This is a genomic window from Flexivirga sp. B27 (assembly GCF_052905685.1).
In genome coordinates this window covers 1,328,290-1,349,033 of the sequence record NZ_JBPYUM010000001.1, presented here as the reverse complement: position 1 = coordinate 1,349,033, position 20,744 = coordinate 1,328,290, and the positions used below count along the sequence as shown (strand labels likewise).

General features: G+C 66.2%; 17 protein-coding genes. 6 read left to right on the top strand and 11 right to left on the bottom strand.

The window, feature by feature from the left end:
• Positions 1 to 14: 14 nt before the first annotated feature.
• Both ACSZL9_RS06185 and ACSZL9_RS06180 read right to left on the bottom strand, forming a co-directional pair.
• Positions 15 to 1,772, bottom strand: coding sequence for a hypothetical protein (locus ACSZL9_RS06185; RefSeq protein ID WP_446664589.1), 1,758 nt, complete (start codon positions 1,770 to 1,772; stop codon positions 15 to 17).
• 66 nt (positions 1,773 to 1,838) lie between these two features.
• Complete coding sequence (locus tag ACSZL9_RS06180) at positions 1,839 to 2,474, bottom strand: hypothetical protein (RefSeq protein WP_446664588.1); 636 nt, start codon at positions 2,472 to 2,474, stop codon at positions 1,839 to 1,841.
• Between the two features lie 172 nt (positions 2,475 to 2,646).
• Here ACSZL9_RS06180 and ACSZL9_RS06175 point away from each other — a divergent pair, with 172 nt between their 5' ends.
• From ACSZL9_RS06175 to ACSZL9_RS06160, 4 genes are read left to right on the top strand one after another with little or no spacing between them, the layout of a single operon-like run.
• On the top strand, positions 2,647 to 3,486 hold the full coding sequence (locus ACSZL9_RS06175; RefSeq protein WP_446664587.1) for a hypothetical protein: 840 nt from the start codon (positions 2,647 to 2,649) through the stop codon (positions 3,484 to 3,486).
• Between the two features lie 23 nt (positions 3,487 to 3,509).
• The gene (locus ACSZL9_RS06170) at positions 3,510 to 4,910 is read left to right on the top strand and encodes an O-antigen ligase family protein (protein WP_446664586.1); all 1,401 of its coding nucleotides are present in this window, start codon (positions 3,510 to 3,512) and stop codon (positions 4,908 to 4,910) included.
• Positions 4,900 to 5,982 carry a glycosyltransferase gene (locus tag ACSZL9_RS06165; RefSeq protein ID WP_446664585.1) on the top strand — a complete coding sequence of 361 codons (1,083 nt, stop codon included), beginning with the start codon at positions 4,900 to 4,902 and terminating at the stop codon, positions 5,980 to 5,982. The genes ACSZL9_RS06170 and ACSZL9_RS06165 overlap by 11 nt, the downstream gene beginning before the upstream one ends.
• Positions 5,979 to 6,923, top strand: a complete 945-nt coding sequence (locus tag ACSZL9_RS06160; protein ID WP_446664584.1) for a DUF6492 family protein — start codon at positions 5,979 to 5,981, stop codon at positions 6,921 to 6,923. Before ACSZL9_RS06165 ends, ACSZL9_RS06160 begins: the two co-directional genes overlap by 4 nt.
• Positions 6,924 to 6,954: 31 nt before the next feature.
• On the opposite strand, the gene ACSZL9_RS06155 is transcribed toward ACSZL9_RS06160, so the two are convergent.
• The 9 genes from ACSZL9_RS06155 to ACSZL9_RS06115 form a co-directional block, all read right to left on the bottom strand.
• Entirely contained in the window at positions 6,955 to 7,803 is an 849-nt protein-coding gene (locus tag ACSZL9_RS06155) for a class I SAM-dependent methyltransferase (protein WP_446664583.1), read from the bottom strand.
• Positions 7,800 to 9,194 (bottom strand): hypothetical protein, encoded by a 1,395-nt coding sequence (locus tag ACSZL9_RS06150; RefSeq protein ID WP_446664582.1) that lies wholly within the window; start codon positions 9,192 to 9,194, stop codon positions 7,800 to 7,802. The genes ACSZL9_RS06155 and ACSZL9_RS06150 overlap by 4 nt, the downstream gene beginning before the upstream one ends.
• Positions 9,195 to 9,523: 329 nt before the next feature.
• Complete coding sequence (locus ACSZL9_RS06145) at positions 9,524 to 11,980, bottom strand: glycosyl hydrolase 2 galactose-binding domain-containing protein (protein WP_446664581.1); 2,457 nt, start codon at positions 11,978 to 11,980, stop codon at positions 9,524 to 9,526.
• Complete coding sequence (locus tag ACSZL9_RS06140; RefSeq protein WP_446664580.1) at positions 11,977 to 13,002, bottom strand: DUF1839 family protein; 1,026 nt, start codon at positions 13,000 to 13,002, stop codon at positions 11,977 to 11,979. Before ACSZL9_RS06140 ends, ACSZL9_RS06145 begins: the two co-directional genes overlap by 4 nt.
• Positions 12,999 to 13,928, bottom strand: a complete 930-nt coding sequence (locus ACSZL9_RS06135) for an amino acid--[acyl-carrier-protein] ligase (protein ID WP_446664579.1) — start codon at positions 13,926 to 13,928, stop codon at positions 12,999 to 13,001. The genes ACSZL9_RS06140 and ACSZL9_RS06135 overlap by 4 nt, the downstream gene beginning before the upstream one ends.
• 5 nt (positions 13,929 to 13,933) lie before the next feature.
• Positions 13,934 to 15,115 (bottom strand): acyl-CoA dehydrogenase family protein, encoded by a 1,182-nt coding sequence (locus tag ACSZL9_RS06130; protein ID WP_446664578.1) that lies wholly within the window; start codon positions 15,113 to 15,115, stop codon positions 13,934 to 13,936.
• Positions 15,116 to 15,129: 14 nt separating this feature from the next.
• On the bottom strand, positions 15,130 to 15,384 hold the full coding sequence (locus ACSZL9_RS06125; RefSeq protein WP_446664577.1) for an acyl carrier protein: 255 nt from the start codon (positions 15,382 to 15,384) through the stop codon (positions 15,130 to 15,132).
• 25 nt (positions 15,385 to 15,409) lie between these two features.
• Positions 15,410 to 15,895 (bottom strand): holo-ACP synthase, encoded by a 486-nt coding sequence (locus tag ACSZL9_RS06120; RefSeq protein WP_446664576.1) that lies wholly within the window; start codon positions 15,893 to 15,895, stop codon positions 15,410 to 15,412.
• Positions 15,895 to 17,445, bottom strand: a complete 1,551-nt coding sequence (locus ACSZL9_RS06115) for a sugar transferase (RefSeq protein WP_446664575.1) — start codon at positions 17,443 to 17,445, stop codon at positions 15,895 to 15,897. The genes ACSZL9_RS06120 and ACSZL9_RS06115 overlap by 1 nt, the downstream gene beginning before the upstream one ends.
• A gap of 619 nt (positions 17,446 to 18,064) precedes the next feature.
• Here ACSZL9_RS06115 and ACSZL9_RS06110 point away from each other — a divergent pair.
• Positions 18,065 to 19,075 carry an NAD-dependent epimerase/dehydratase family protein gene (locus ACSZL9_RS06110; RefSeq protein ID WP_446664574.1) on the top strand — a complete coding sequence of 337 codons (1,011 nt, stop codon included), beginning with the start codon at positions 18,065 to 18,067 and terminating at the stop codon, positions 19,073 to 19,075.
• A complete protein-coding gene (locus ACSZL9_RS06105; protein ID WP_446664573.1) occupies positions 19,072 to 20,619 on the top strand; it encodes a hypothetical protein in 1,548 nt (515 codons plus the stop codon). The genes ACSZL9_RS06110 and ACSZL9_RS06105 overlap by 4 nt, the downstream gene beginning before the upstream one ends.
• Positions 20,620 to 20,744: the final 125 nt, after the last annotated feature.

The window sequence follows — 20,744 nt, the reverse complement described above, 5'->3', positions numbered from 1 at the left end:
CCTTCGTCAGTGCGTCAGTTTGCCGGAGCGAGCGCAACCAGGCTCGCCAGCAGTGCGGTCGTCGACGGATCGGCGTCGCCACCTGCAAGCAGTGCGTCGATCCATTCGTTGTCGAAGATCTGGGTTCCGCGAACTGGATCGAGCAGCTCCGGATTGCGACGCCAGTGCTCGGCCAAGAGGGCGGAGAGAGTGTCGCCTCCCGCTGGGGGGCGTCGATCCCTGCGTATCCGTTGGATGACCTTGCGGCGCGCTTTCTGTGCCATCGGAACGCTGTTCGCCATCCGTTGACGCAGTCCGGGCGAGGCGTATGCCGAGGGTGCGAGTCGTCCGTCGAGCGGGATCTCCGCCAGGTCCGTGTCCAGCCGGCATACGAGCTGCGCCAGGAAGCGGGCGTGCGCCTTGGCTGCCGGTGGCAACGAGTTCGCGATCGCGATGAATCGGGGATCGAGCATCGGATTGACCGTCGCCCGGCCGAGGCAGACGGCGCTGTCGGTCACTCCAGCCCATCGCTGCATGCGCTCGTAGAGGTAGAGCTCATCGGTCGCTTGGAGCCAGGGCATGCCCGACTCGAGCAGGACGCGGTGGATCTCCTTTGTGGCGAATTCCCTTGCCCAGGAGGAAAATTCGGGATTGAGCGCCGCGGGTGCCACTGAGTCGTTGGCATACATCCGCCACCCTGCAAGGGTGCGGGTGAACGGCTTTGACACGGGGTAGTCGAAAGCCGGGCCGACATAGTAGAAGCCGCGCGCGACCTCGCCGCCCAGCCCGGAGATCCGGTCGCCCTGGGGGAAGCTCGACTCGACACAGAGCAGCGCCGCGTGAGCGACCGGGTCGGCCATGCCGTTCAGGTCCTTGGCGGCAGACATGACCAGGGCGTGTGCTTCTGCGGGATCGAAGCCGTCCAGCCCGGACAGACCTTGCACGAGGTGGCGCATGCCATATCGCTCGGCGATCCGACCCGCGATGCGGACGTCTTCGGAGCCCGGTCCGCTCTCCAGGGTCAGCACCCGGAGGCCACGACGTCGCTCCGGTGGAATTGCCGCAAGAAGGATGCGCGAGTCGATGCCACCCGTCAGCTGCAAGATCGCATCCGGATGTTCATCGAGGTAGTCGACCAAATACTCCCGAAGCAAGGTGGCCGCCTCGTTGACGGCGTCGCGAGCTGCGACGCCGGCACGCGACGGCTCTGGCGCGTAGTGGTCCGTGAGCGATCGACCGCCGGTCATCGTCACGCGCTCGCGCTGTCTCAGTTTCGTGACTCCCTCGAAGAGAGTGCGATCGCCCAGTTGCCAACCCAGCATTGCCTGCACGGCGATTGCGTTGCGGTCCATGCGTGGTGTGTCGAGATGTGCGAGGACGAGGCTCGACGTCGAGACTGCGCTCCAGCCGTCGCATCGGCGCTGGTAGAGATGCCGGTAACCGAGCGCGTCGGTCACAGCCAGGGCGGTGTCCCCGGTGATCTGGACGGCCCCGAACGGCGGCATCAGGTCGGCGATCGAGTGGGCACCGGCTGTGCCCTTCGTGAGGTCGATCTGTCCGGGCGAGATGCTGGAACGGGGACCGCGCGCGAGCCCGCTCAGCACGATCGACGAGTCGTTGTTCGGTGTGGCAAGGCGGCCCCAGGTTCGCACTGCGATGTGCCCCTGCTGGCCGCACGTCGGCTCCGCGGTGCCCGCAGACCGAAGCGCGGCATCGGGATCCGGGTGATGCTCTTGCTGCTCATCCCAGGACAGGACCAGGGCGCCTCCGCTGTAGCGGTCCAGGTCGATCATGCGGCGAGTATGGCGCCAACCAGAATCGCCTGCGGCTATTGTGCAGACGGCGACCCGATGTGGTGACTACTTGGCGTATTCCACCGGTCGTGCGCCGATCCGGAGTCGATCCTCTCGCCCTCTCAAGAGCTGCACCATCGCCGCGATCGTGAGTGCGGTCACCAGCGCCATCCCGCCGAGGGCACGCACTCGGCTTCCCGACTCGAAGTAGACCGGCGGAGGGCCTGAGCTGACGAGGATCCTCACTCGTCGGCTCGACGGGACCTGCTTGGAGTCCTCACGGGCAGTCACGCTTGCCCGGATGCGATCCACCAGGTTGTCGATCTTCGTCGTGACGGACTCGGCGGTCGGTCCGGTGGCCTGCACTTCCATGCCGGCTTCGCTGAAGGCGTATGACCATTGGCCTCCGACGTTGGGCTGGATCACCCTCGACCCGTCATACACCCCGCTGTCCAGCAGCGTGACGTCTCCGGACACCGCCTGCGGCGGCGTGTGCAGGCCGGTAACCTCCCGAACCGTGATGGCTGCGAGGTCGATCAGGCTGTGCCGCGACGAGGAAGTGAGCGGATTGATCGCCTTGGTGAAGGGGTCGCGGGCGTCCTGTGGGTTGGGCGACGCGAACGTCACTTGGATGGTGCCTTGGTATGCACCGTGGGTCTGCGCGGCCCACAGCCAACCGCCGCAGAGGCCGATGACGACCACGAGCACAACTGCACGGGTCCATATCAACTGCGTCCGGCGTTTGGGGGGTTCTTCTTGCCTGGGCGGTGTCACGAACAAAACCTGCCTTCCGCCGATGCCGTCATTAAAGTAACAACGGTCGTCAGCGGGAAGGGACTTATTTTCAGGCGGCGCACGAGTGGAGGGGATCCGGTTGAAGGTCGACCTTGCAGGAGCCTTACGGCGGCGTTGGTACGTCGTGCTGATCGGTTTGCTGATCACGCCTGCCTTGTGCTTCGGTGCGACCCGGCTCGTGGGGGAGACCTACGAGGCCAAAGCGATGCTGGTGCTGTTGCCACCTGGAGCGAGCATCCCCAAGGCCGGCAACCCCTATCTCAACCTGGGCAGCATGCAACCGGTCGTCGGTGTTCTGTCCGACTCGATGCTGAGCCAGCAGACCGCGCGGTCGGTGCGCGACGTCAGCCCGACAGCCAGCTTCACCGTCGCACCCGACCCGGCGACCAGCGGCGCAGTCCTCATCATCGATGTCAAGGACACGACATCGGCGGGTGCTGCACGGGTGCTGAAGATGCTGACAAGCTCGGCGCCGCAGGAGCTGGAGAAGTTGCAGGACGCGGCGAAGACTCCCGCGAAGGGACGCATCACCACCGACTTGGTTGCCCAGGACACCAAACCGGTGGCGAGCCACAAGAAGCAGCAACGCGCCGGCCTGCTCATTGCGGCGATGGGGATCGCGCTGACAGTCCTGGTTGCGGCATTCGTCGACGGGTTCGCGAGCCGGCGGAGCCGTCGACGGGGGGCCGACTCCTCACGCGGGGCGCGGCATGCGAGTGAATCAGCCGAAATTGAATCAGTCGAAATTGACGACGTCCCGACGTCTGGAGTTGCGGATGCGGCGAGCACCCCTGAGCCCGGTCGCGAGGCGCGTGGTGAGCGGGAGCACCCTTCAGACAGTGACGGTTTCAACCTCGAAGACGACCGTGACGCTGCCCTCGCCGAATTCGACATGCAACGTCTCAGCCCTCGAGGCTGACCGCTTCAGCGTCCGGGACAATCATGACGGATCTGGGGGTGCGCCGGCAGACGGCCGATCCGGTTGCACCGGGGCCAGACCCGGGCGGTGCGGCCGATTGGCGGATCTGGCGTTTCGACGCCAGCGCCGTGCTTTCGCTCTATGTGTGGATGTTCGCGTTCATCCCATCGGTGCTCGTGTTTGCGCCGCTCGGGGCGGCCGGAACTCCCGCCCAGATGTTGGCCCTGCTCATTTTTCTCTGGTGGGGCTCGGAGCGATTGCGGCGCGGAGAGCGCGCGCATCGTCAGGGAGCTGTGATCCGATTCGCCCTCACCCTCTACGCGTTGGGAATGGTTGTCAGCTACGTTGCGGCCGCGACTCGGCCCATCGCGACGTTGGAGATCAACAGCACGGACCGCTCGCTGATCAGTCTGACGGCGTGGAGCGGGGTCCTGCTGCTCGCGCTCGACGGCATAGCCAGCCGTGAGCGGCTCGAACGGCTTGTTCATCGCATTGCTGTGTCCGGTGGAGCAGTCGGTGCGCTCGGACTGATCCAGTTTGCAACGAAGCGGCAGTGGATCGACTTGATTCAGATCCCCGGGCTGGGATTCAACTCCGACCTGGAGGCGGTGAGCCGCAGCGGGTTCGACCGGCCGGCGGGCACTGCCACGCATCCCATCGAGTTCGGCGTCGTCATCGCAATGTGCCTGCCGATAGCGATCCACGACGCGATGCACGGCCGGCCGGGACGCTCGCTGCTCCGCCGCTGGTGGCCTGTGGCGGCGCTCGCGATGGCGTGCCCGGTGAGCATCTCCCGGACCACCATCATGTGCCTCGTACTCTCGCTGCCGATCGTCGTCGCAGCCTGGCCGCCGGCCCGTCGGCGCCTGATGTATCTCATGACCCTGGTCGTTCTGGCAGTGTTCTACGAACTCGTTCCTGGGATGCTCGGCACGTTGGCGGGCATGTTCACCGGGATCAGCACCGATGGCAGTGCGAAATCACGCACCGACAGTTACGCCTACGCACTCGAATTCATCGAGCGGTGGCCGGTTTTCGGCAGAGGCTACGGAACGTTCCTGCCGGAATACCGAATCCTCGACAACATGGTGTTGGGCGTGCTGATCGGCGGCGGCATCGTGGGGCTGTTGCTGACCGTGTGGTTCGCACGCGGCGCGTTCGTCACCGGCATTCGAGTCATGCGCCGGTCCGTGTGCGGGTCCTGGTCCGACTCGTTGGCGAGATCGCTTGTGGCAGCGGTGATTTCGGCATTCGCGAGTTACGCGACGTTCGACACATTGGGATTTCCCATGGTGCCGTGCCTGCTCTTCCTCGTCGTCGGCATGCTCGGTGCTCTGGCGCGCATCAAGGCAGCTGAAAGCGGGTCGCAGACCATAGATATTGACCGGCATGTCGCACGAAAGCAGGACGAGCATGATGCCTGATGATCCGCCTCGGCGCGGCAACCGCCCTGCGGCGGCTGACGTCGCAATCATCTGCGTGACACATAACAGCGCCGACCTCATCGCCGAATTCATTCACACAGCGGCAGCCGGAGTATCGCTGAAGGCACAGCGGATCGTCGTGGTGGACAACGCATCCACCGACGGAACCCCCGAGGCCGCGCGAGCTGCTGCGGCCGATGTCGACGTGTGCGTGCTGGCGGAGAATCGCGGATACGCAGCCGGCATCAATGTCGGCATTGATCATGTCCGCCGCACCGGTGGAGCAGCCGCCTTCATCGTCGCCAACCCGGACGTGCGGCTCGGATCCGAAACCGTTGCACGACTGACCGATGCCCTGAAGCTGCCGGAAGTCGGGGTCACCTGCCCGATGATCGTCGACCAGCACGGAGTTCGCGACGACTCGCTCAGTCGACTGCCCAACGTCTGGGCCGGCCTGGTGTCCGCGTTCGTCGGAGCGCGATGGTCGGCTGCACTCGGGCTGCCGGTCGAGGTGCTACGGGATGAGGCCGCCTACCAACGGGCGCATGCCGTCGGGTGGGCATGCGGTGGCCTCCTCGCGATCTCCGATGAGTGCTCGACCAGCGTCGGACCATGGAACGAGGAGTACTTCATGTACGAGGAGGAGGTCGAATTCTGTGAGCGGGTGCAACACGACGGTCGGCTGGTCTGGTACGTCCCCGACGCGGTGGTCACACGCATCGTGTCCTCCGACGCCAACGCGCCGTGGCGGCACGCTCTGTCACAGATCAACCGGATCCGTCGGGACGACCGTGCCGGCCGGGGGTCGCTGCGCAGAGCGCAATTCGTTGTCGAGAACGTCTTGCGGCTGCGTCGTGCTCGTTCGCGCGCTGCCTTGTGGGCGATCCTGACCGGTGCATCGCCGGCCGCGGTGATGCACCGCTATCACCCGGACGCGAGCATCGAGGTCGGAGCAGTGCGCCCGCTGGGGACCGCCACGTTTCGGCTGCTGCCGCCGAGCCGGCAGGTCGACGATCCTGTCGATGGTGCCGACTCGTGCCGCACCCCTGCTGAGGACGGAGCGTTGTCATGACGACCGGGCAAGCCAAAGAGGCGGCACTCGCGATCGTCACGCCGACCTACTCGGTCGACTACGACGTATTCACCCAACTCCGGCGATCTGTCGAGCGATTCGCGCCACCGGACACCATTCATTACCTGATCGTCCCCGAGGAGGATGTCGCACTCTTCTCGTCGTTCCGTGGTCCCAACTGCGTCGTCTGGTCGGCCCGTGAGCTGCTCGTTTCGAGGATCCGGTTGACGCCTTGGCTGTCCCGGCTCAGTGATCGTCTGCCTCGAGTGCCCTCGTCCGCGCGTGTGGTGGCGATCGAGCCACGGCATCCGCTGCCGCCCGTTCGGGGCTGGATCCTGCAGCAGGTCTTGAAGCTCGCGGCGGCCGATCGGTTGTCGGCCGACACCATCCTCGTCGCGGACTCGGACGTGGAGCTGATCCGCCCGTTGCAGGCAGAGACGTTCCGGCATGACGGGCACAGCGTCCTGCTTCGCCGTGAGAATGCAGTGACCGAGGAGTTGCCCGACCACGTTCGCTGGCACCGATCTGCCCGGGCCCTGCTCGGGCTGCCGGCACAGGCGCCGCCGTTCCACGACTACATCAGTGCATTCGTGGCTTTGGACGGAGACGTCGTGCGGCGACTACGCGACCACCTTGAGCAGCGGCACGGCATGTCATGGCAACAAGTGATGGCACGACAGCTGAATCTGTCCGAATGGACGCTGTACGGCGTGTTTGCCGACGAGGTGTTGGGATGGCGGGACCAACCCGAACGGCACCGCGCTCAGTCGCTGTGCCACGAGTATTGGGGCACTGTGCCGATGCGGACAGCTGCCGTCTCCGACTTCGCGGAAGCCTGTCGACCGGATGACGTCGCAATGATGATCTCGGCCAAGTCACGCACCTCGATGCCGGTGCGGCGAGCAGTCTCGGACCTGCTCGCACCGCCCGGCACCTCCTGACGGCCGGTCCGTCGATCGGCGGACCGGGTTGTCAGCCCTCGGCGTGGTGCCGGGCGAGGACATAGAACCAGGCTGTGTCCACACCCGCTTCCGAGTCCTCGATCGGCAGGCCGTACTGGTCGAGCAGAGTCGTCGCCCCGAAGCCGTGCTCTGTGACCTCGGCGCGCGCACCTCGAGTCGTGATGTAGTGCACGACCAGTGACCAGTCGTGCGTCGGCATGGTGTCGATCGCCCAATCCCCGTGGTCCTCGAACTGGTCGGCGTGCTGCCGCACATGTCGGAAGCCAGACAGGTGTGCGCCTGGATGGAGCATTGCTCGAGCGGCGAATCTGCCCACGCGGTATGGCGTCGGCAGCTTCCCGGGTGCGTGGAGCGGACCCGGGTGGGCGCCGAAGAACGGCCCCGAACGGTTGAGCGTCGAGTAGAGCAGGATCCCGTCGGGCCGAAGTACCCGTGCGAATTCGCTGAGCGCCCGCGACCGTTGCGCGTGATTCATCGAGTCGATGCCCGCATTACTGAAGAAGACCAGGTCGAAGGACTCGTCGGCGAAGTCGAGCGCGCTGGCGTCGCCGAGGCGAATGTCGGCCCACGGGCAGTTCCGGGCGGCGGCCGAGACCATGGCGGGCGTGGAGTCGACCCCGGTGTATTGGTGCGTGAGCAGACCGAGCAGCCAACTGGTGCGTCCTGCCCCGACACCCACGTCTAGAACGCGGCCGCCGCGCACCGCGTCGGCGACCTGCTGCACCGCGACGCGTTCTCCTGCGTCGTTCCAGTTGAAGTGCGTCTCGTATGCCGGGGCAGACTGTGTCCAGGTCGAGAGATTAGGGTCCGTCCTGTCTGTTCGTGGCGAGGAGTCGGTCACTGCTGATTGCTCGCTCATGCTGCGCTCCTAGGGCGGCACGACGACTCCTCCGGTGGAAAGCGGTCGCGCAGGTCATTCTTGATGAGGGTGGCAACGAGTTGCTGGCCGTCCTGAGTCATCAGCGGATGGTCGATTCGCTCGTCGACGGACAGTCGGAACAAGCCCGCACGTCGCCACCGCCAGGTGTGCAGCCCGGACCAGAACACCGACTCCCAGAAGTGTCGTCCGTCCTCCGGGCTCATCAGCAACACGACTGCCGTGCCTCGTCGGACCAGGTTGTGAACCGCGGAGAGCGGGGCGTGCCAGACGGCGATCTGGCGGTAGAGCCGCCACGCAATTCCGCGCCGGCGCACGGCGGCCGAGTCACTCACCGACCTGGGAAGGAAGGCCCGGGTGACCGGGCGGGCGATCTGCCGCGAGCCGTTGTAGAGCCGTTGGCCACGGCTGGTTCCGTACATCGTCAGGATGACGTTGATGGGGTAGACGACTGCGACTGGTATGCGCATCGCGGCTTCGAGCGCGCTGTATGCGCCCGAGCACAGCGAGATGAGAGCAGTCCGCTCGGCGCCGGTCGCTTGTTCATCGCGGAGAACGGGATCCGCGAGCGCATCGGGCAGGTCGGTGAGCCACTCCGGGCAGTAGAGATCCCCGAAGGTCTGACCTGGCAACGTGATGCTGTCGCCGGTGCCCGATTGGCTCAACCGCACACAGTAGAACCCCTCCTCGGCCAGCTGTCGTGCCATGTCGACCCAGCGACGTCCAGGACCGGTCTGCCGGTCGTTGGCGACGTTGACGAAGACAACTGTCGCGCGACGCTTGCAGCCCACGGGTTCCGTGCAGATGCCGAACAGTCCGGCGTCTCCGAGGCGGACTGGAGACTCTCGGATCGTGAGTGATCCGTGCGGTGTTCGCGGCCGGCTGATGACGACGGGCGCGTGTGGGATCGCCAGCGTCGCCTGCTCCTGCTGGGCAGGTTGGGCATGGTGTTGTGCGACCCACTCGACGACCTGCTCGACGGCGTCGACCGGCACGGAATTCTTGTCCATCGGGACGTCGAGCATGTCGGACAGACCGACACAGGTCTCCCACGCGACTGACTCCGATGCGGGGAGTTTGCGACGGAGTCCGCGTGGGGGAGGACGGTCATCGCGATTCAGGACAAGGATGGTGCCGGCGGTGATGTTGCCTTGCACGGTCGCCACATCGAGACGCCGCAGGTCTGCCACCGTTTGGGGGCTGTAGAGGTAGCCGGGGGTCTCGATGGATCCGTCACTTCGCTCGGTCGTGCTGGGACTGCGCGCCAGACCTTCGCGCAGCATGCTCTTGCCGCTGCATGGGTCCCAGAGGACGAGAAGCTCCAAGTCGAGTGCACGTCGAGCGGACGCTTCGGCGAGAAGTGTTGCGCCCAAACGCATTCCGATCCCAGCGATGCGTCGGACGCCCGTTGCTCGGAGGACATCGTATGCATCGGAGAGGCTCGAACGCCACGCTGCGAGCCGGTCGCTGTCGGACCAAGCACCCATCGAGTCACCGGTGCCGTGGTAGTCGAATCTGAGGGATGCCACTCCGATTTGCGCGAGGCCCCAGGCCGTTCGCCGCATCGTCTCGTGTGCATTGTGTTCTTCTTCGCCTATCGGTGGGCACAGCAGGACTCCGAGGTCCGCGCGGCCGGAGTCGGGCGTGCAGAACCAGCCGAACAACGCACGGTCGGCGGGTCCGAACCAGCTAGGTGTGTCGATCACATCGCCACCGCGATCCTGGTCGGATGGGCCGCGTTGATCGCGGTGACGTCGCCGCGAGGGGGCCCGGGCAGGGCGTCGGCACGTCGTGTCAGCCGCATGGATCGTTCGGTGCCGGGCAGCAGGTGGAACCAGCTGTCCTCCGGCTGCCAGCCGTCGATGCAGATCTGCACCCACTGTGCGAATCGAGCCGTGGACACCTTCAGACGCCAGGTCTCTTCGTCCTCCTCGTGGGCGACCGCCTCAAGGCTGAGCCCGTGGTCGATCGGTCGGATGCGTTCTCCGGCAAGGAAACTCGCCTGGGAGATGGCCATGCCTTCGGGTACGACCAGGCTGACCGTGACGACGTCGTATGCCGGCGGCCCGAACCGATGGACGTAGCTGATGTCGCGGAACTCACCGAGAACTGCCGCCATCTCGATGCTGACCCCGGGCGGCGGCACGTGCAGAGCATGCGTCGTCGATTCCGTGATCGAACCGCCTTCGCGCACGAGGTCGATCCGCAGTTCGCCGTCCCATGTTCCGGGCCCATCGTTCGCGATGTGGATGCCGAGTCCGTTGACGCCTTCGTCGGTCAACATGACCGCGACGGGCTGCATGAGCCGGCGCATGACGTACCACGGTGCCTTGGGCCTGCCGTGCCCGTCGACGATGCCGATGCCGCCACCGAATCCGACGTCGTGACCGTCGAAGACGATGGCTCCGGCGCACCCGGATCCGGGCCGACGCCACTCGGACAACACGTCCTCGAAGACGGTCGCCACAGTTGCTCTGGCCACAGCAGACGCGCGCTCACTGTCGGCCCGGCGGAGCTCTATGGGGTCGAGTCCGAAGAGGTGCTGCGTGTACCACTCGCGGATGTCCTCCAGGTCCCAAGAGGACTGAGCGTCCCTGTGGATCAACGACTTCCAAGCGGGATGGTGTCCGAGGCGGCGTTGCGCCAACACTCCCTCGATGCTGTCCTCGGTCTCGGCAGGGCACGCCATACACAGACACTCGGACGCGAAGCGAACGCTTGCGCGTCGCGCGTCAGTCGTCGGCTGCAGGTAGGCACCGACACCGTAGTAGTGCGACGGTCCGGCATTGACCATGCTCGGCAGCGGACTCTCGCCGGGCGAGCTGCGGACGTATGGCGTGCCGGGGGCAAGCTGCTCCACCAGATGGGGGATGAGTTCGGCGGCGACCGGAGCAACCCACTTCTCCGGCGGCAGGCCCAAGTAGGCGGCCTGTTCCTCGGCGTCGCTGCTGCCGCAGACGACGGCCAGGCACGGTCTGCCCGCGAAGGAATCCAGGAGCTCTTCGACCTCAGCTCGCAAGTCCGCCGCGAACTCCTCGTCGTCGGGTGCGTCGAAGAAGGCCAGCATGCAGTCCTGCCAGACGAGGAGACCCAGCTCGTCGCAGAGGTCGAGGAACTCGGAGGTCGGGTAGACGCCCGTCCCGCTGAGTCGCACGATGTTGTGACCGCCGTCGCGCCGGATCGTGAGGTGTTGTCGGAGCCGATCATCCTGGAGCGAGATCGGGTCGGTCGGTGACCAGCAGGCTCCGCGAGCGAAAATGCGGACGCCGTTGACCAGCAAGGCGAATGCGCCGTCCGTGCGATCGACGGAGATCGTGCGGAAGCCCACATGACCGAGTGCGTGCTCGGTGCCGTCGACCGTCACGGCTACCTCGTACAACGGCTGGGGGCCGTGCGTGTGTGGCCACCACCGCTCGACGCCGCCGAGCTCGACCCTCGCGGTCGCCGTGGTGCCCTCGCGGTGCTGCGTGGTCCGACACGTCGCAGTGGTGTCACCCACGCGCACGAGGACCGGTCGCGTGTTGTCGACGTTGCGGAGCTCAACAGCGATCTCGACAATCCCGGTCCCGTCGGTGGCGCACTCGCTGTGCAATCTGGTCCGCCGTACGAGCGGGACGTCGGCGGGGCACAGAGTTATCGGGCGCCACGGTCCGACGGGAGCGGGGGCAGCTACGCCACCGATCTGCCGACCCTGCAGGGTGGTGCGGATCCAGCGCAGGTTCTGGTGCACCAGGTCAGGACTCTTCCACCGCGGCCGCGGGCGCCGACGTTCCAGGATCGGTTGCAAGGAACGGCAGTGGATCTCGATGGTGTGTACACCCGCGGGGAGTTCGACTCGTGCCTGGTGGCTGACGAACATGTTGCAGGTCTCGATGAGAGGGATGTCGTCAACGAGGACTTCGGCATACGTCGCGATCCCGCGAGTGGTCAGTGTGTGGGGTCCTGCCTTGGCGACCGTGAATTCGCAACGCCACCACCAGTCTTCGCCGTCATAGTCATGCCCCAACGCCTCTGGGTTGCCTGCCTGCTGCTGCGCTTGCGCGGCCGTCCCCGGCACCCAGGCAGGGATCCACCCCGTCCGCGGTGCAGCCGTTGACCCGACGGCTGCTGTCGCACACAGCCAGCGAGCGTCGGCGAGCAGATCGGTTGTGGTGTTCACAGCGTGGTCAACTCAGCCGTGAGTGTTCGCGCTCGGTCCCACTCTCGTGCCAGTTGCCGCATGCTGGTGCGTAGGTCGATGGATCGGCCACGAGCGGCCCGGGCGAGTGCAAACTGCAGGGCTTTGGACTGGTCCGCGATGTTCAGCCACGGTTCGGCAGCGGCGTGCGCTCTCTGTGGCCCGCCGTGGGAGCCGAGCCAGGACAGGAAGGACGCCGCGGTCTCGGCGCATGCACCGCACTGCCGCACGGTGCCGAACGCCCACGCGTGAAACATCTCGGGCGGTTGATCCCGCAGCCAGGTCAGGTCGGTCGTCATCCGGTCGGCCATTCGGATCACCGGGTTTTCCACCGGTGCGCGAGCTATATGTTCTGTGAGTAGGCCCATGGCCAGGGATACGGCGTCGGTGCCCAGCAGCCGGTGCATCTTCTCGAGGCGGATGATCTCGACGTATGGCGGCAGTGTCGGCTCGTCACCGTGTGGGCCGAGGCGAAAGACTCCGTCGAAGTCGTCACCGGTCAGTTCGAAATAGCCGGCGTTGTGGAAGTAGCTGAGCGTTCGGCCGCTCACATCGACCGCGTTCGGAACGATCGTCGACTTCGTATGGTCGAGTTGATAGCTGATGCCTCGGGTGTCCGGTAGGTAGAACGAGTCCGCCTCGACCGTCATCAGCCGACCCAGGGTCAGCTGCTCGACGACGTGCTCCAGGACGCCTCGCCAGGGGTTCATCTCGTGCACGTCGATGCCGTATGCGCGCCGCAGATCTGCCTCGGGGTACTTGAAGAAGGTCCACTGATCGCCTTCGAAGTCGGCGCTCACCGCGAAGGCCGCAGCGATCATCGGGTCCAGTCCCAGGCTGTGCAGGACCTCTATCCAGACATCGACGTAGCAGTTGGTCTCGGTCCAAACACGTTGTGTCGAGTGCAGTGGATGCGTGTGATATCTGTCTGCACGAAGCGGCAGCAACTGGGCCGTCACGGTTGACGGCTCAGCAGCAGTCGTGGGGATGCGCTGGACCGTCATATTTCCAGCTGTGCTCGCACCGCGCTCGGCCAGGCATGAGGGTCGAGACCGTGAGTCTTCAACAAGGCGAGGGTGATTCGCTCCATGCCGAATCCGATGCAGGCCGAGTGCGCAGTCTGTCCGTCCGTTGTGCGGATCGCGAAGGGGTTGCCGAAATGGTCGATGTGGTAGTTCCCCGAGGTGATCGCGGTCGGAGACTCGACCGACGTGATCGGGCAGACGATCTCGTATTTCAGCGTGGTCTCGCGCTGGTTGGCTGCGAGCATGCGCCCCGCCCGACCGAAGAACGGATCGTTGGCCACGACCTTGCTGACCGGCAGCCCGAGACCGCTGAGGATCTCAAGTGCTCGCTCGAGCCACTCGTCCCGATGCGCAATGCAGTGCTCCGGGTCGCCGACCGCGACGAACTCGTGCTGACGGAAGACCTGCATTCGGGCAGGGTCGACGCTCGGCTCGTGTCGGAAGCAGAATCCCTGCACCTCCATCTGCCTGCCCCCGGCCGGCAGGGTTCCCGTCAAGCTCGGATAGAGCGGGTGGCACGCAGCCGAGCAGAGCATCACCTCTGCCGGCACGAGGTGTTGCGTCCAGTCCTCACCGTTGTCGAGCGCGCGGAGCAGATCGGCATGGTCCCGGTCGTCACCCACGAAGGTGTCGACCGAACCGGTCAGGTCGGGGAAGGACCGCAGGTAGTCGCTGCGAATGAACACTTCCCGTGGCAGCACCGGCGGGAAGTAGAGCAGAGGCTCGTATCTGCCGCCACCTTCGGCGGAGATGCGCCGCTCGAGGCCACGGACGACGGACTCGAAGGTCGCAGAACGCTGGTAAAGCCCGTCGACAGAGGTCGCGACAAGCACTCCGGCGTCGATCAATTCGGCACGGAACTCCGCCTGAGCGGACTCAGGCGCAATGGCTGTTTGCTGGACCATGGCCGTCAGCCCCGTGACACGAGCAGTAGCTGAGCGTTGTTGGCGTTGATGCGGTCGTTGTTGACCATCAACTGCGCGCCGTACGCGTCGCGGAGAAGGCGACCGAGCGTGAAAGGTCCGTGGTTGGCGTAGCCCGCCATACCGCAGATCAGCAGCGCACGCTGGACGACATCGACAACCAGTGTGGACGCGGAGACCTTCAACGAGTTCATGTTGATCGCGAAGCCGATCGAGGTCGTCTGTGACTGGTCTTCGCAGATCGCGGTGTAGCGGTCCCGTGCCGCGATGACCAGGTCCTGGAACTGTTGGAGCACTGTGGTCAGCTCGGCCAGACGTAACGCGTTCGGTGGCGTTACGTCCGGGTTCTTGCGAGCGGCGGCCTGGACGAACCGACGAGCCTTGTCGCTCGCGGCGCTCGCCATTCCGAACCACAGTGAGGACCAGAGGATGTGCGACACCGGGAGCATCGTCTGTGACGAGATGTCCCCGTATGGCGCAGGCAACACGTCTTCCGGAGCCCCAGCTGCAGAGAGCACGAAACCGAGGCTGCAGGTCCCGCGGAAACCGAGCGCGTCCCAACCGGATTTCGGGTCGAGCGTGAGGTTTTCACGGCGACAGAGGACGAGGACCTGGTCGTTCGGCGGGCTCGTTCGGTTGCGCCGGGCGGTGGCGAGGATGGCATCGGCGTATTCGCCGTAGGAGATCACCGGTGCCTGCTTCTTCAGCGTGAAGCCGGTCGCGGTGGCGTCGACTGCGCAGCTGCTGTTGCGGACGTTGCCGCCGATCCCGACCTCGGTCGTGGCCGAGGCGAGCAGGAGGCCCTCGGAGGCAACGCGCCGGGTGAATTCGCGCAGCGCGTCGTTGGTGCCGTGACGCACCAGGCATGCGACCTGGATCTGGTGCATCGCATAGACCATTGCGGCGGACGAGCAGGCCTTGGCGAGCTCGGTCACGGAGTGTGCGACGTCTTCGAGCGACCACCCGAGTCCACCGTCCGCGACCGGCACGAGCGCGCCGAGCATCCCAGCTTCCCGCAGCGCGTTGATCGCCTCCGTCGGGAAACGAGACTCCGTGTCGACCGATTCCGCATTGGGCGCCGCGATGTTCTCGGCGATGCGGGCCGCGAGCTGCGTCGGTGACTGTGCGGACAGGCCCTCATCAGGGGCGGCCGCGACGATGCTGGTCATGCGATTCTCCTACGTCAAGCGGGCAGCCGTGACTCATCGGCGAGCTGCTGCAGCGCCGATTCGATGGCCGCGATTGATTCGAACGTGCTCTTGCGCAACATGGAGTCCGGAAACTCGACGTCGAACTCGTCCTCCAGGCCGAGCATCACGTTGACGCTCGCGTGAGACGTGAGGCCGGCCCGGTAGAGATCGTCGTTGACGCCGATCTCGCCGACCGGGCCCGGAAGTCGGCCGTAGTTGTCGAGCACCCCTCTGATTCGTTCTTCCATTTCCGTTCCTTTCTGGTCCGGATGCCTAAGCATTCGGTGCGGCTGTTGGTGAGACGGCGATCCCGACGACGGTCGCGACCGCAATGGCGCCGTCGTGCGACAGCGACAGCTCGAGATCGTGCAGCCCGCACTCGTCGGCGAGTTGACTCGCACCTCCGGTGAGCTGGATCCGCACCCAGCCGCCCGGCATCCGAACGACCTCGATGTCGCGCCACTCGGGGATGATGTTGTGTGGGCGTAGCGCTTTGAGCGTTGCCTCCTTCGCGCAGAAGCGAGCAGTGAGTCCTGGTGCGAGAGTGCGTGATTCAGCGTCATACCCACCGCACGCCTCGACCTCGTGTGCGGTGAAGATTCGGTCCAGGTAGCGGCGGCCGTGCCGCTCGATGGAGTCGGCGATGCTGCGGATGTATTGCACGTCCGTGCCGACGCGAAGTCCTCCCGGCTGGTTGGCGCCCGGCCGGTCGGCGGCAGCCCGCCCCGGCCCGGAAGGAGTGCCTGTCGCGATGGCCATCAGTACGCGCCGTTCGAGGTCACCACTGCACGCGCAGTCCGCCAGAGGATCTGCAGGTCGAGGATGACGGACCAGTTGTCGACGTAGTTGAGGTCCAGCCGCACGGAGTCCTCCCAGGACAGGTCGCTGCGTCCGCTGACCTGCCAGAGTCCGGTGAGCCCGGGCTTCACGTGCAGCCTGCGGATCACGTCGGTCTCGTATTCGTCGACTTCGCTCTGCAGCGGCGGGCGAGGCCCGACCAGTGACATCTCGCCGCGCAGGACGTTCAGCAGCTGCGGCAACTCGTCCACCGAATACTTGCGCAGGAACCGGCCCACGCGCGTGATCCGAGGGTCGGCATGACTCTTGAAGAGGTGGCCGTTGCCGTCGTCATGCTGCTTGACCTCGTCCAGCAGGCGTTCGGCATCGGGCACCATGGAGCGGAACTTCAACATCTCGAACGACTGACCGTGCTCACCGATCCTGCGTTGCCGGAAGAGGGCAGGCCCCGCCGAGTCCACGCGTATGACGATGGCGATCGCGATCAGAGCCGGCAGCGAGATCGTCAGTAGTGCAGCGGCTGCGACGCGGTCGAATACCGACTTGTACCTCGCCCGCATTCCATGAATCCCGGGGCGTTCCAGGTGAAGCAGGGGTAGGCCGGCCGCAGGGCGCACCGACACCCTCGGACCGACGACGTCGAGAAGCCCCGGCGACATCATCAGCTCGATCTCTTGCTCTTCCAGCAGCCAGGACAGCCGGCGCACGGAACTTGGTGCGAGTCCTGAAGGCGAAGTCACGAGGACAACCTCGGGCCGCGTCCGGGCGACCTCGGCCATGACCTGCGCGACAGGATCGGACGTCGAGGTTCGTGGCAGGGCACAGAAGGCCGTGGGTAGCAGGCCATGCGCAGGGTCGCGTCGCAACTCGGTGACCAGATGGTCGATCGCATCGTCCGGCCCGACGACCAACGCAGGGCTGACAGCCTGTCCACGGTTGCGTCGGCGGTAGAGCGCGCGACGTTGTTGTCGCCGTAGGAGGAGTGAGAGCAGCGGCAGAACAGTGAAGAAGGCCAGCACGGCATACCTCGACAGCAGCGGCCTACCGCTGTAGGCCGCATAGGACACCAGCCCGGTCATCGCGAGCAAGCGAACCGCAGCCGTGACGATCGCTCGGAATTCGTTCGTGCCCGTCCCCAGGTGTCGGCGGTCGTAACCACGTGAGAGGCCGATCATCAGCGGCCACAGGATGGGCGCGGCGACGGTGGTGAGGACGTAAACCGCAGGGAGTGGCCGGTTCGCTGCCGGTGCAACACCTGCGACCCGGATCGCCAGCACCGCAACGCACGCCGCCGCAGCGGCATCGGCCAACACCGCGCGTGTGCGGTAGTGAGCGGCCCACTCGCCCTCATGCGTGTCACTGGGCAAGGCTGTCGCGGCGCCGGGTGCTGTGTCCGGCGCGGCCGAGTCGACGACAGATCCGCGGTATCCGGTTGCCGGGAGCTCGACCTCGGCCGGGCCTGGAGCGACGAAGCTCAAGGCTTCACGCGGTGCTTCACTGATCTCAGTCATGGCAGCCGCCGATGGTCAAGGGTTTGGCGATGACCCGAGGGCTCCGGGTGAAGGGATCTGTCCGACGCCTTGTGGTCGAGGATGTCCTTCGCAAACGGGCGTCCTGTGGTCGTGACATCGTCGACGCTCCTTCCCCCGCTCACCTAGGTCGGCCGCCCATGCCGGGCTCAACTCGAGGAACGGTAGGGACGCCGGCGGCTGCCACGACGATGTTTTGCAGACTCCGACAAAGGCGGAAATAAGTCGTCGGGCCACGCCGGGCTGTGAGCGCGGGTCCGGTTACAGGCGACTTGCAGGCGACACGCAGATGACTTGCGACGCCTACGAGTCTTCGCAAGAAGCGCGACATCCATGCAGCCGCCGAGGAAGATCAGCGGTGGGGAGGGCAGAGTGAACCACAAATAAAGTAAAGTTTCAGTAAAGCCTTGTTCTGGAAACGGTAAAGTAGTACGTTGCCTAAACGTTACAAGTAGTACCCACGAGGTTGGCCAGCGGCGACGCTGGCCACACATAAGACTGCGGCGCACCCCTGTTATCGCGACGTGGTCTGCTTGTCCGCCCCCTGTCATTGGGCTTGCGGCGTTTTTGGATTCGTCAGCACAGCCGCCAGGGGAAGTAAATGTCATCCAAAGCTCAGCAAGATCGTTCATTCGGGGAGTCGGGGAGGCGCGGCCGCAGGACGGTTCTCGTCACCGGTGCCGCAGGAGACTCGGGGAGGTCGCTCGCGCACCAACTGCTCGCCCGCGGCCTGCACGTGCACTGCGTGGACACTCGCCCCGTGGATGTCCCGTCCGCGACCTGCCACGTGATCGCCGGTGTGCCGGGCGTGCTTCCGGCGCTCACCCGGCTCGTGCGGACCGAACACATCGATCTCGTCATACCCGCGAATTCGCCTGCAATGTCTGTCGTTTCGTCCGGACGCGCAGCCTTCGGCACCGACGTCGACGTGGTCGTCCCCGGCCCCGGGCCGACGGCAGCCGCCCAGGACCGCCTGGTGACCGCATGGGGGTTGTGGTCGCGCGGCATCGCGGTGCCCGACTTCGGCGTCCCGAGCGATTTCGCCGCCGCCGAAACCACTCCGTCGTTGCTGCGCCGCGCCCTGATGCTGCGGCCACGCTGGGCCGACGGTGAGCAGACAACTGTCCTGGTCGACCATCCGGCCGAGGTCGACTGGGCCTCGTTGGCCGACGACATTCTGGTGCAGGAATTCATTCCAGGCACGACATACAAGGTTGTTCTCTATCGCCCGCTGGACGGAAAAGGCCGCTTGACGACTGTCCTGGAGGAAACAATCCTCGACGACGGCGAGATCAGTGCGGCATACGCGGTCGGCGACAACAAGTTGCCGGATGTGGAGCGCGCGGCGCAGGCAGCGGTGCGGGCGCTCGGAGTCACCGGGCCGGCCGAGGTCTCCCTGCGCAGCCGTGCAGGAGGCGCCCCGGTCGTCCTGGACGTGCGCGTCGGCTTCGGCCCGCACAGCCACCTGGTCCCCGAGCTGCTGGACGCAGTGCTGCGCGACCACCCGCCGAGGGCGAGCGTGCAACGACCACGAGATCGGCTCAACGGCGCCCCTGCCGGCGGCTTCAGCGCGCGCACCGCACGCTCCCTCCCGAACGGAGCGCAGCTGTGACCTGGGTGCCCGGCCGCGGGCGACCAGTGGTTATCCCGGAGGACGCGACACCGCTGCGCGGCGCCCGGATCGACGCGCGTGGGCGCATCGCCTGGCTGTTGCGACTGAGCCGGCTGGCGGCCGCGCCCGGCCCGGCAGGACGCTTCGTGGAGATGCTGCGTGCGCAGGGTTGCGAGCTCGGGCCGAGCACGCTGTGCCGCTATGAGACCGGTGTCGAAGCGATCCCGAAGCAGGTCGTGCGAGCCTACGAGAAGGCGCTGGGCGCGCCCGCCGGCAGCCTGCTCGGCGCCAGCCTGGGCATCGACCGCGCATTCGGCCCGGCCCTGGCAGCCGACGGTCCGCAGAGCGTGTCCCGGACCGCGCTGAGCGACGCGCTCGGCGACTGGGAAACCATGATGGCCGCCGGGTCGATGGCGGGCACGGACTGGATCCACCTGGCCGACGCGATCACCCGACCGACCGGACCATTGCTGCCACCGTCGATGCTGCACGGCTGGATCCAGCAACTGGTCGGCGAGACGATGCGGGCCGTGCGACACGGTTACACCACCCGAGTGCACGCGCTCAACTGTCTGCTCAGTGACGCGTCCACGGGGCGCATCGTGCTCGACAGCATCGCCGACACGGTCGCCCAGCCCGGTGCGCAGTCGGTCTCCAAGGTGCTGCCGGTGCTCGGCAACAGCCGGGACCCGGAGGTGCTGCGCTGGCTGATCGACCACTTCGACAACTCCACGGGCGAGCAGATGTGGGGAGCGGCATACGGCATGCTCAGCCAGATCTGCAACGGCCGGATGCCCGGCCAGCTGGTCCCGACGGTTGCGCAGGCCGTGCTGAATGCCGCGGCGGACGGCCCGGGACGTGGCGAGCCGGCATTCCATGTGGCACAACGTATTTCGGCTGATCTGACCCGCCAGGTGGTTGCCCGTCTCGGCTTCTATCCCGCACCGACCGCGGCAGGTGCCCGGGTGCAGAGCCCGACGGCGCTGAGCAACTATCGAGCAGCCGGGTTGCGCGTCTCCGGCTTGGACGACCCGATGCTCGATCGGCTGTTGCGCGAGGCTCTTTCGCCGGACTTCCTCGAGCGGCAGCACCACTCCTCGACCCTGCTGGGCGTCAGCCCCTATCGCAGGACGATCGTCGAGGTCGCGATCGAGCAGGTCCGGCAGCCGGCCGGCCCCTATGCGAGGGACGCCGCCGCGCACCTGCTCGGCTACCTGGCGGTCCCTGAGGAGCAGGACCTGCTGGTCGATCTGCTCGAGACCGTGCCCGAGGCCCGCGGCGCGATGCTGGTCGCGCTCGCGCGCATCGGCGGTGTCCCTGGCGACATCGACCTGGCGGCGATGGCGACGGACCCGATGCTGGCCGCCACGGTGGTCGAGGTCGCCGGGATGAGCCGCCACCCCGACCTGGACCTGCTGGCAAGCAGCCCGCAGGTGGCCGGGGAGCAGGTGCAGCGCAACGCGATCTGGTGGCAGCAGATGGGCGGAGCGATCACGGACGTGCCAGCTGGTATGCCGAGCGACTGCCTCTCCCTGGCGGGCTGAGCGCACGGTGAGGTGGCCGAGGAGCGACGAAGGAGCGTCTCGAGGTGCGAGCCGTTCCTCGCCGACTTCTCGGCACGCGCCGATCGGTCGGGTCCCGTGGAACACCTGGATTCGCCCGGTCGGTG

Coding starts and splice junctions, on each gene's coding strand:
- ACSZL9_RS06185 (WP_446664589.1), bottom strand. CDS start 1,772: ATGATCGACCTGGACCGCTACAGCGGAGGCGCCCTGGTCCTGTCCTGG.
- ACSZL9_RS06170 (WP_446664586.1), top strand. CDS start 3,510: ATGACGGATCTGGGGGTGCGCCGGCAGACGGCCGATCCGGTTGCACCG.
- ACSZL9_RS06165 (WP_446664585.1), top strand. CDS start 4,900: ATGATGCCTGATGATCCGCCTCGGCGCGGCAACCGCCCTGCGGCGGCT.
- ACSZL9_RS06160 (WP_446664584.1), top strand. CDS start 5,979: ATGACGACCGGGCAAGCCAAAGAGGCGGCACTCGCGATCGTCACGCCG.
- ACSZL9_RS06155 (WP_446664583.1), bottom strand. CDS start 7,803: ATGAGCGAGCAATCAGCAGTGACCGACTCCTCGCCACGAACAGACAGG.
- ACSZL9_RS06140 (WP_446664580.1), bottom strand. CDS start 13,002: ATGACGGTCCAGCGCATCCCCACGACTGCTGCTGAGCCGTCAACCGTG.
- ACSZL9_RS06135 (WP_446664579.1), bottom strand. CDS start 13,928: ATGGTCCAGCAAACAGCCATTGCGCCTGAGTCCGCTCAGGCGGAGTTC.
- ACSZL9_RS06130 (WP_446664578.1), bottom strand. CDS start 15,115: ATGACCAGCATCGTCGCGGCCGCCCCTGATGAGGGCCTGTCCGCACAG.
- ACSZL9_RS06125 (WP_446664577.1), bottom strand. CDS start 15,384: ATGGAAGAACGAATCAGAGGGGTGCTCGACAACTACGGCCGACTTCCG.
- ACSZL9_RS06120 (WP_446664576.1), bottom strand. CDS start 15,895: ATGGCCATCGCGACAGGCACTCCTTCCGGGCCGGGGCGGGCTGCCGCC.
- ACSZL9_RS06115 (WP_446664575.1), bottom strand. CDS start 17,445: ATGACTGAGATCAGTGAAGCACCGCGTGAAGCCTTGAGCTTCGTCGCT.
- ACSZL9_RS06110 (WP_446664574.1), top strand. CDS start 18,065: ATGTCATCCAAAGCTCAGCAAGATCGTTCATTCGGGGAGTCGGGGAGG.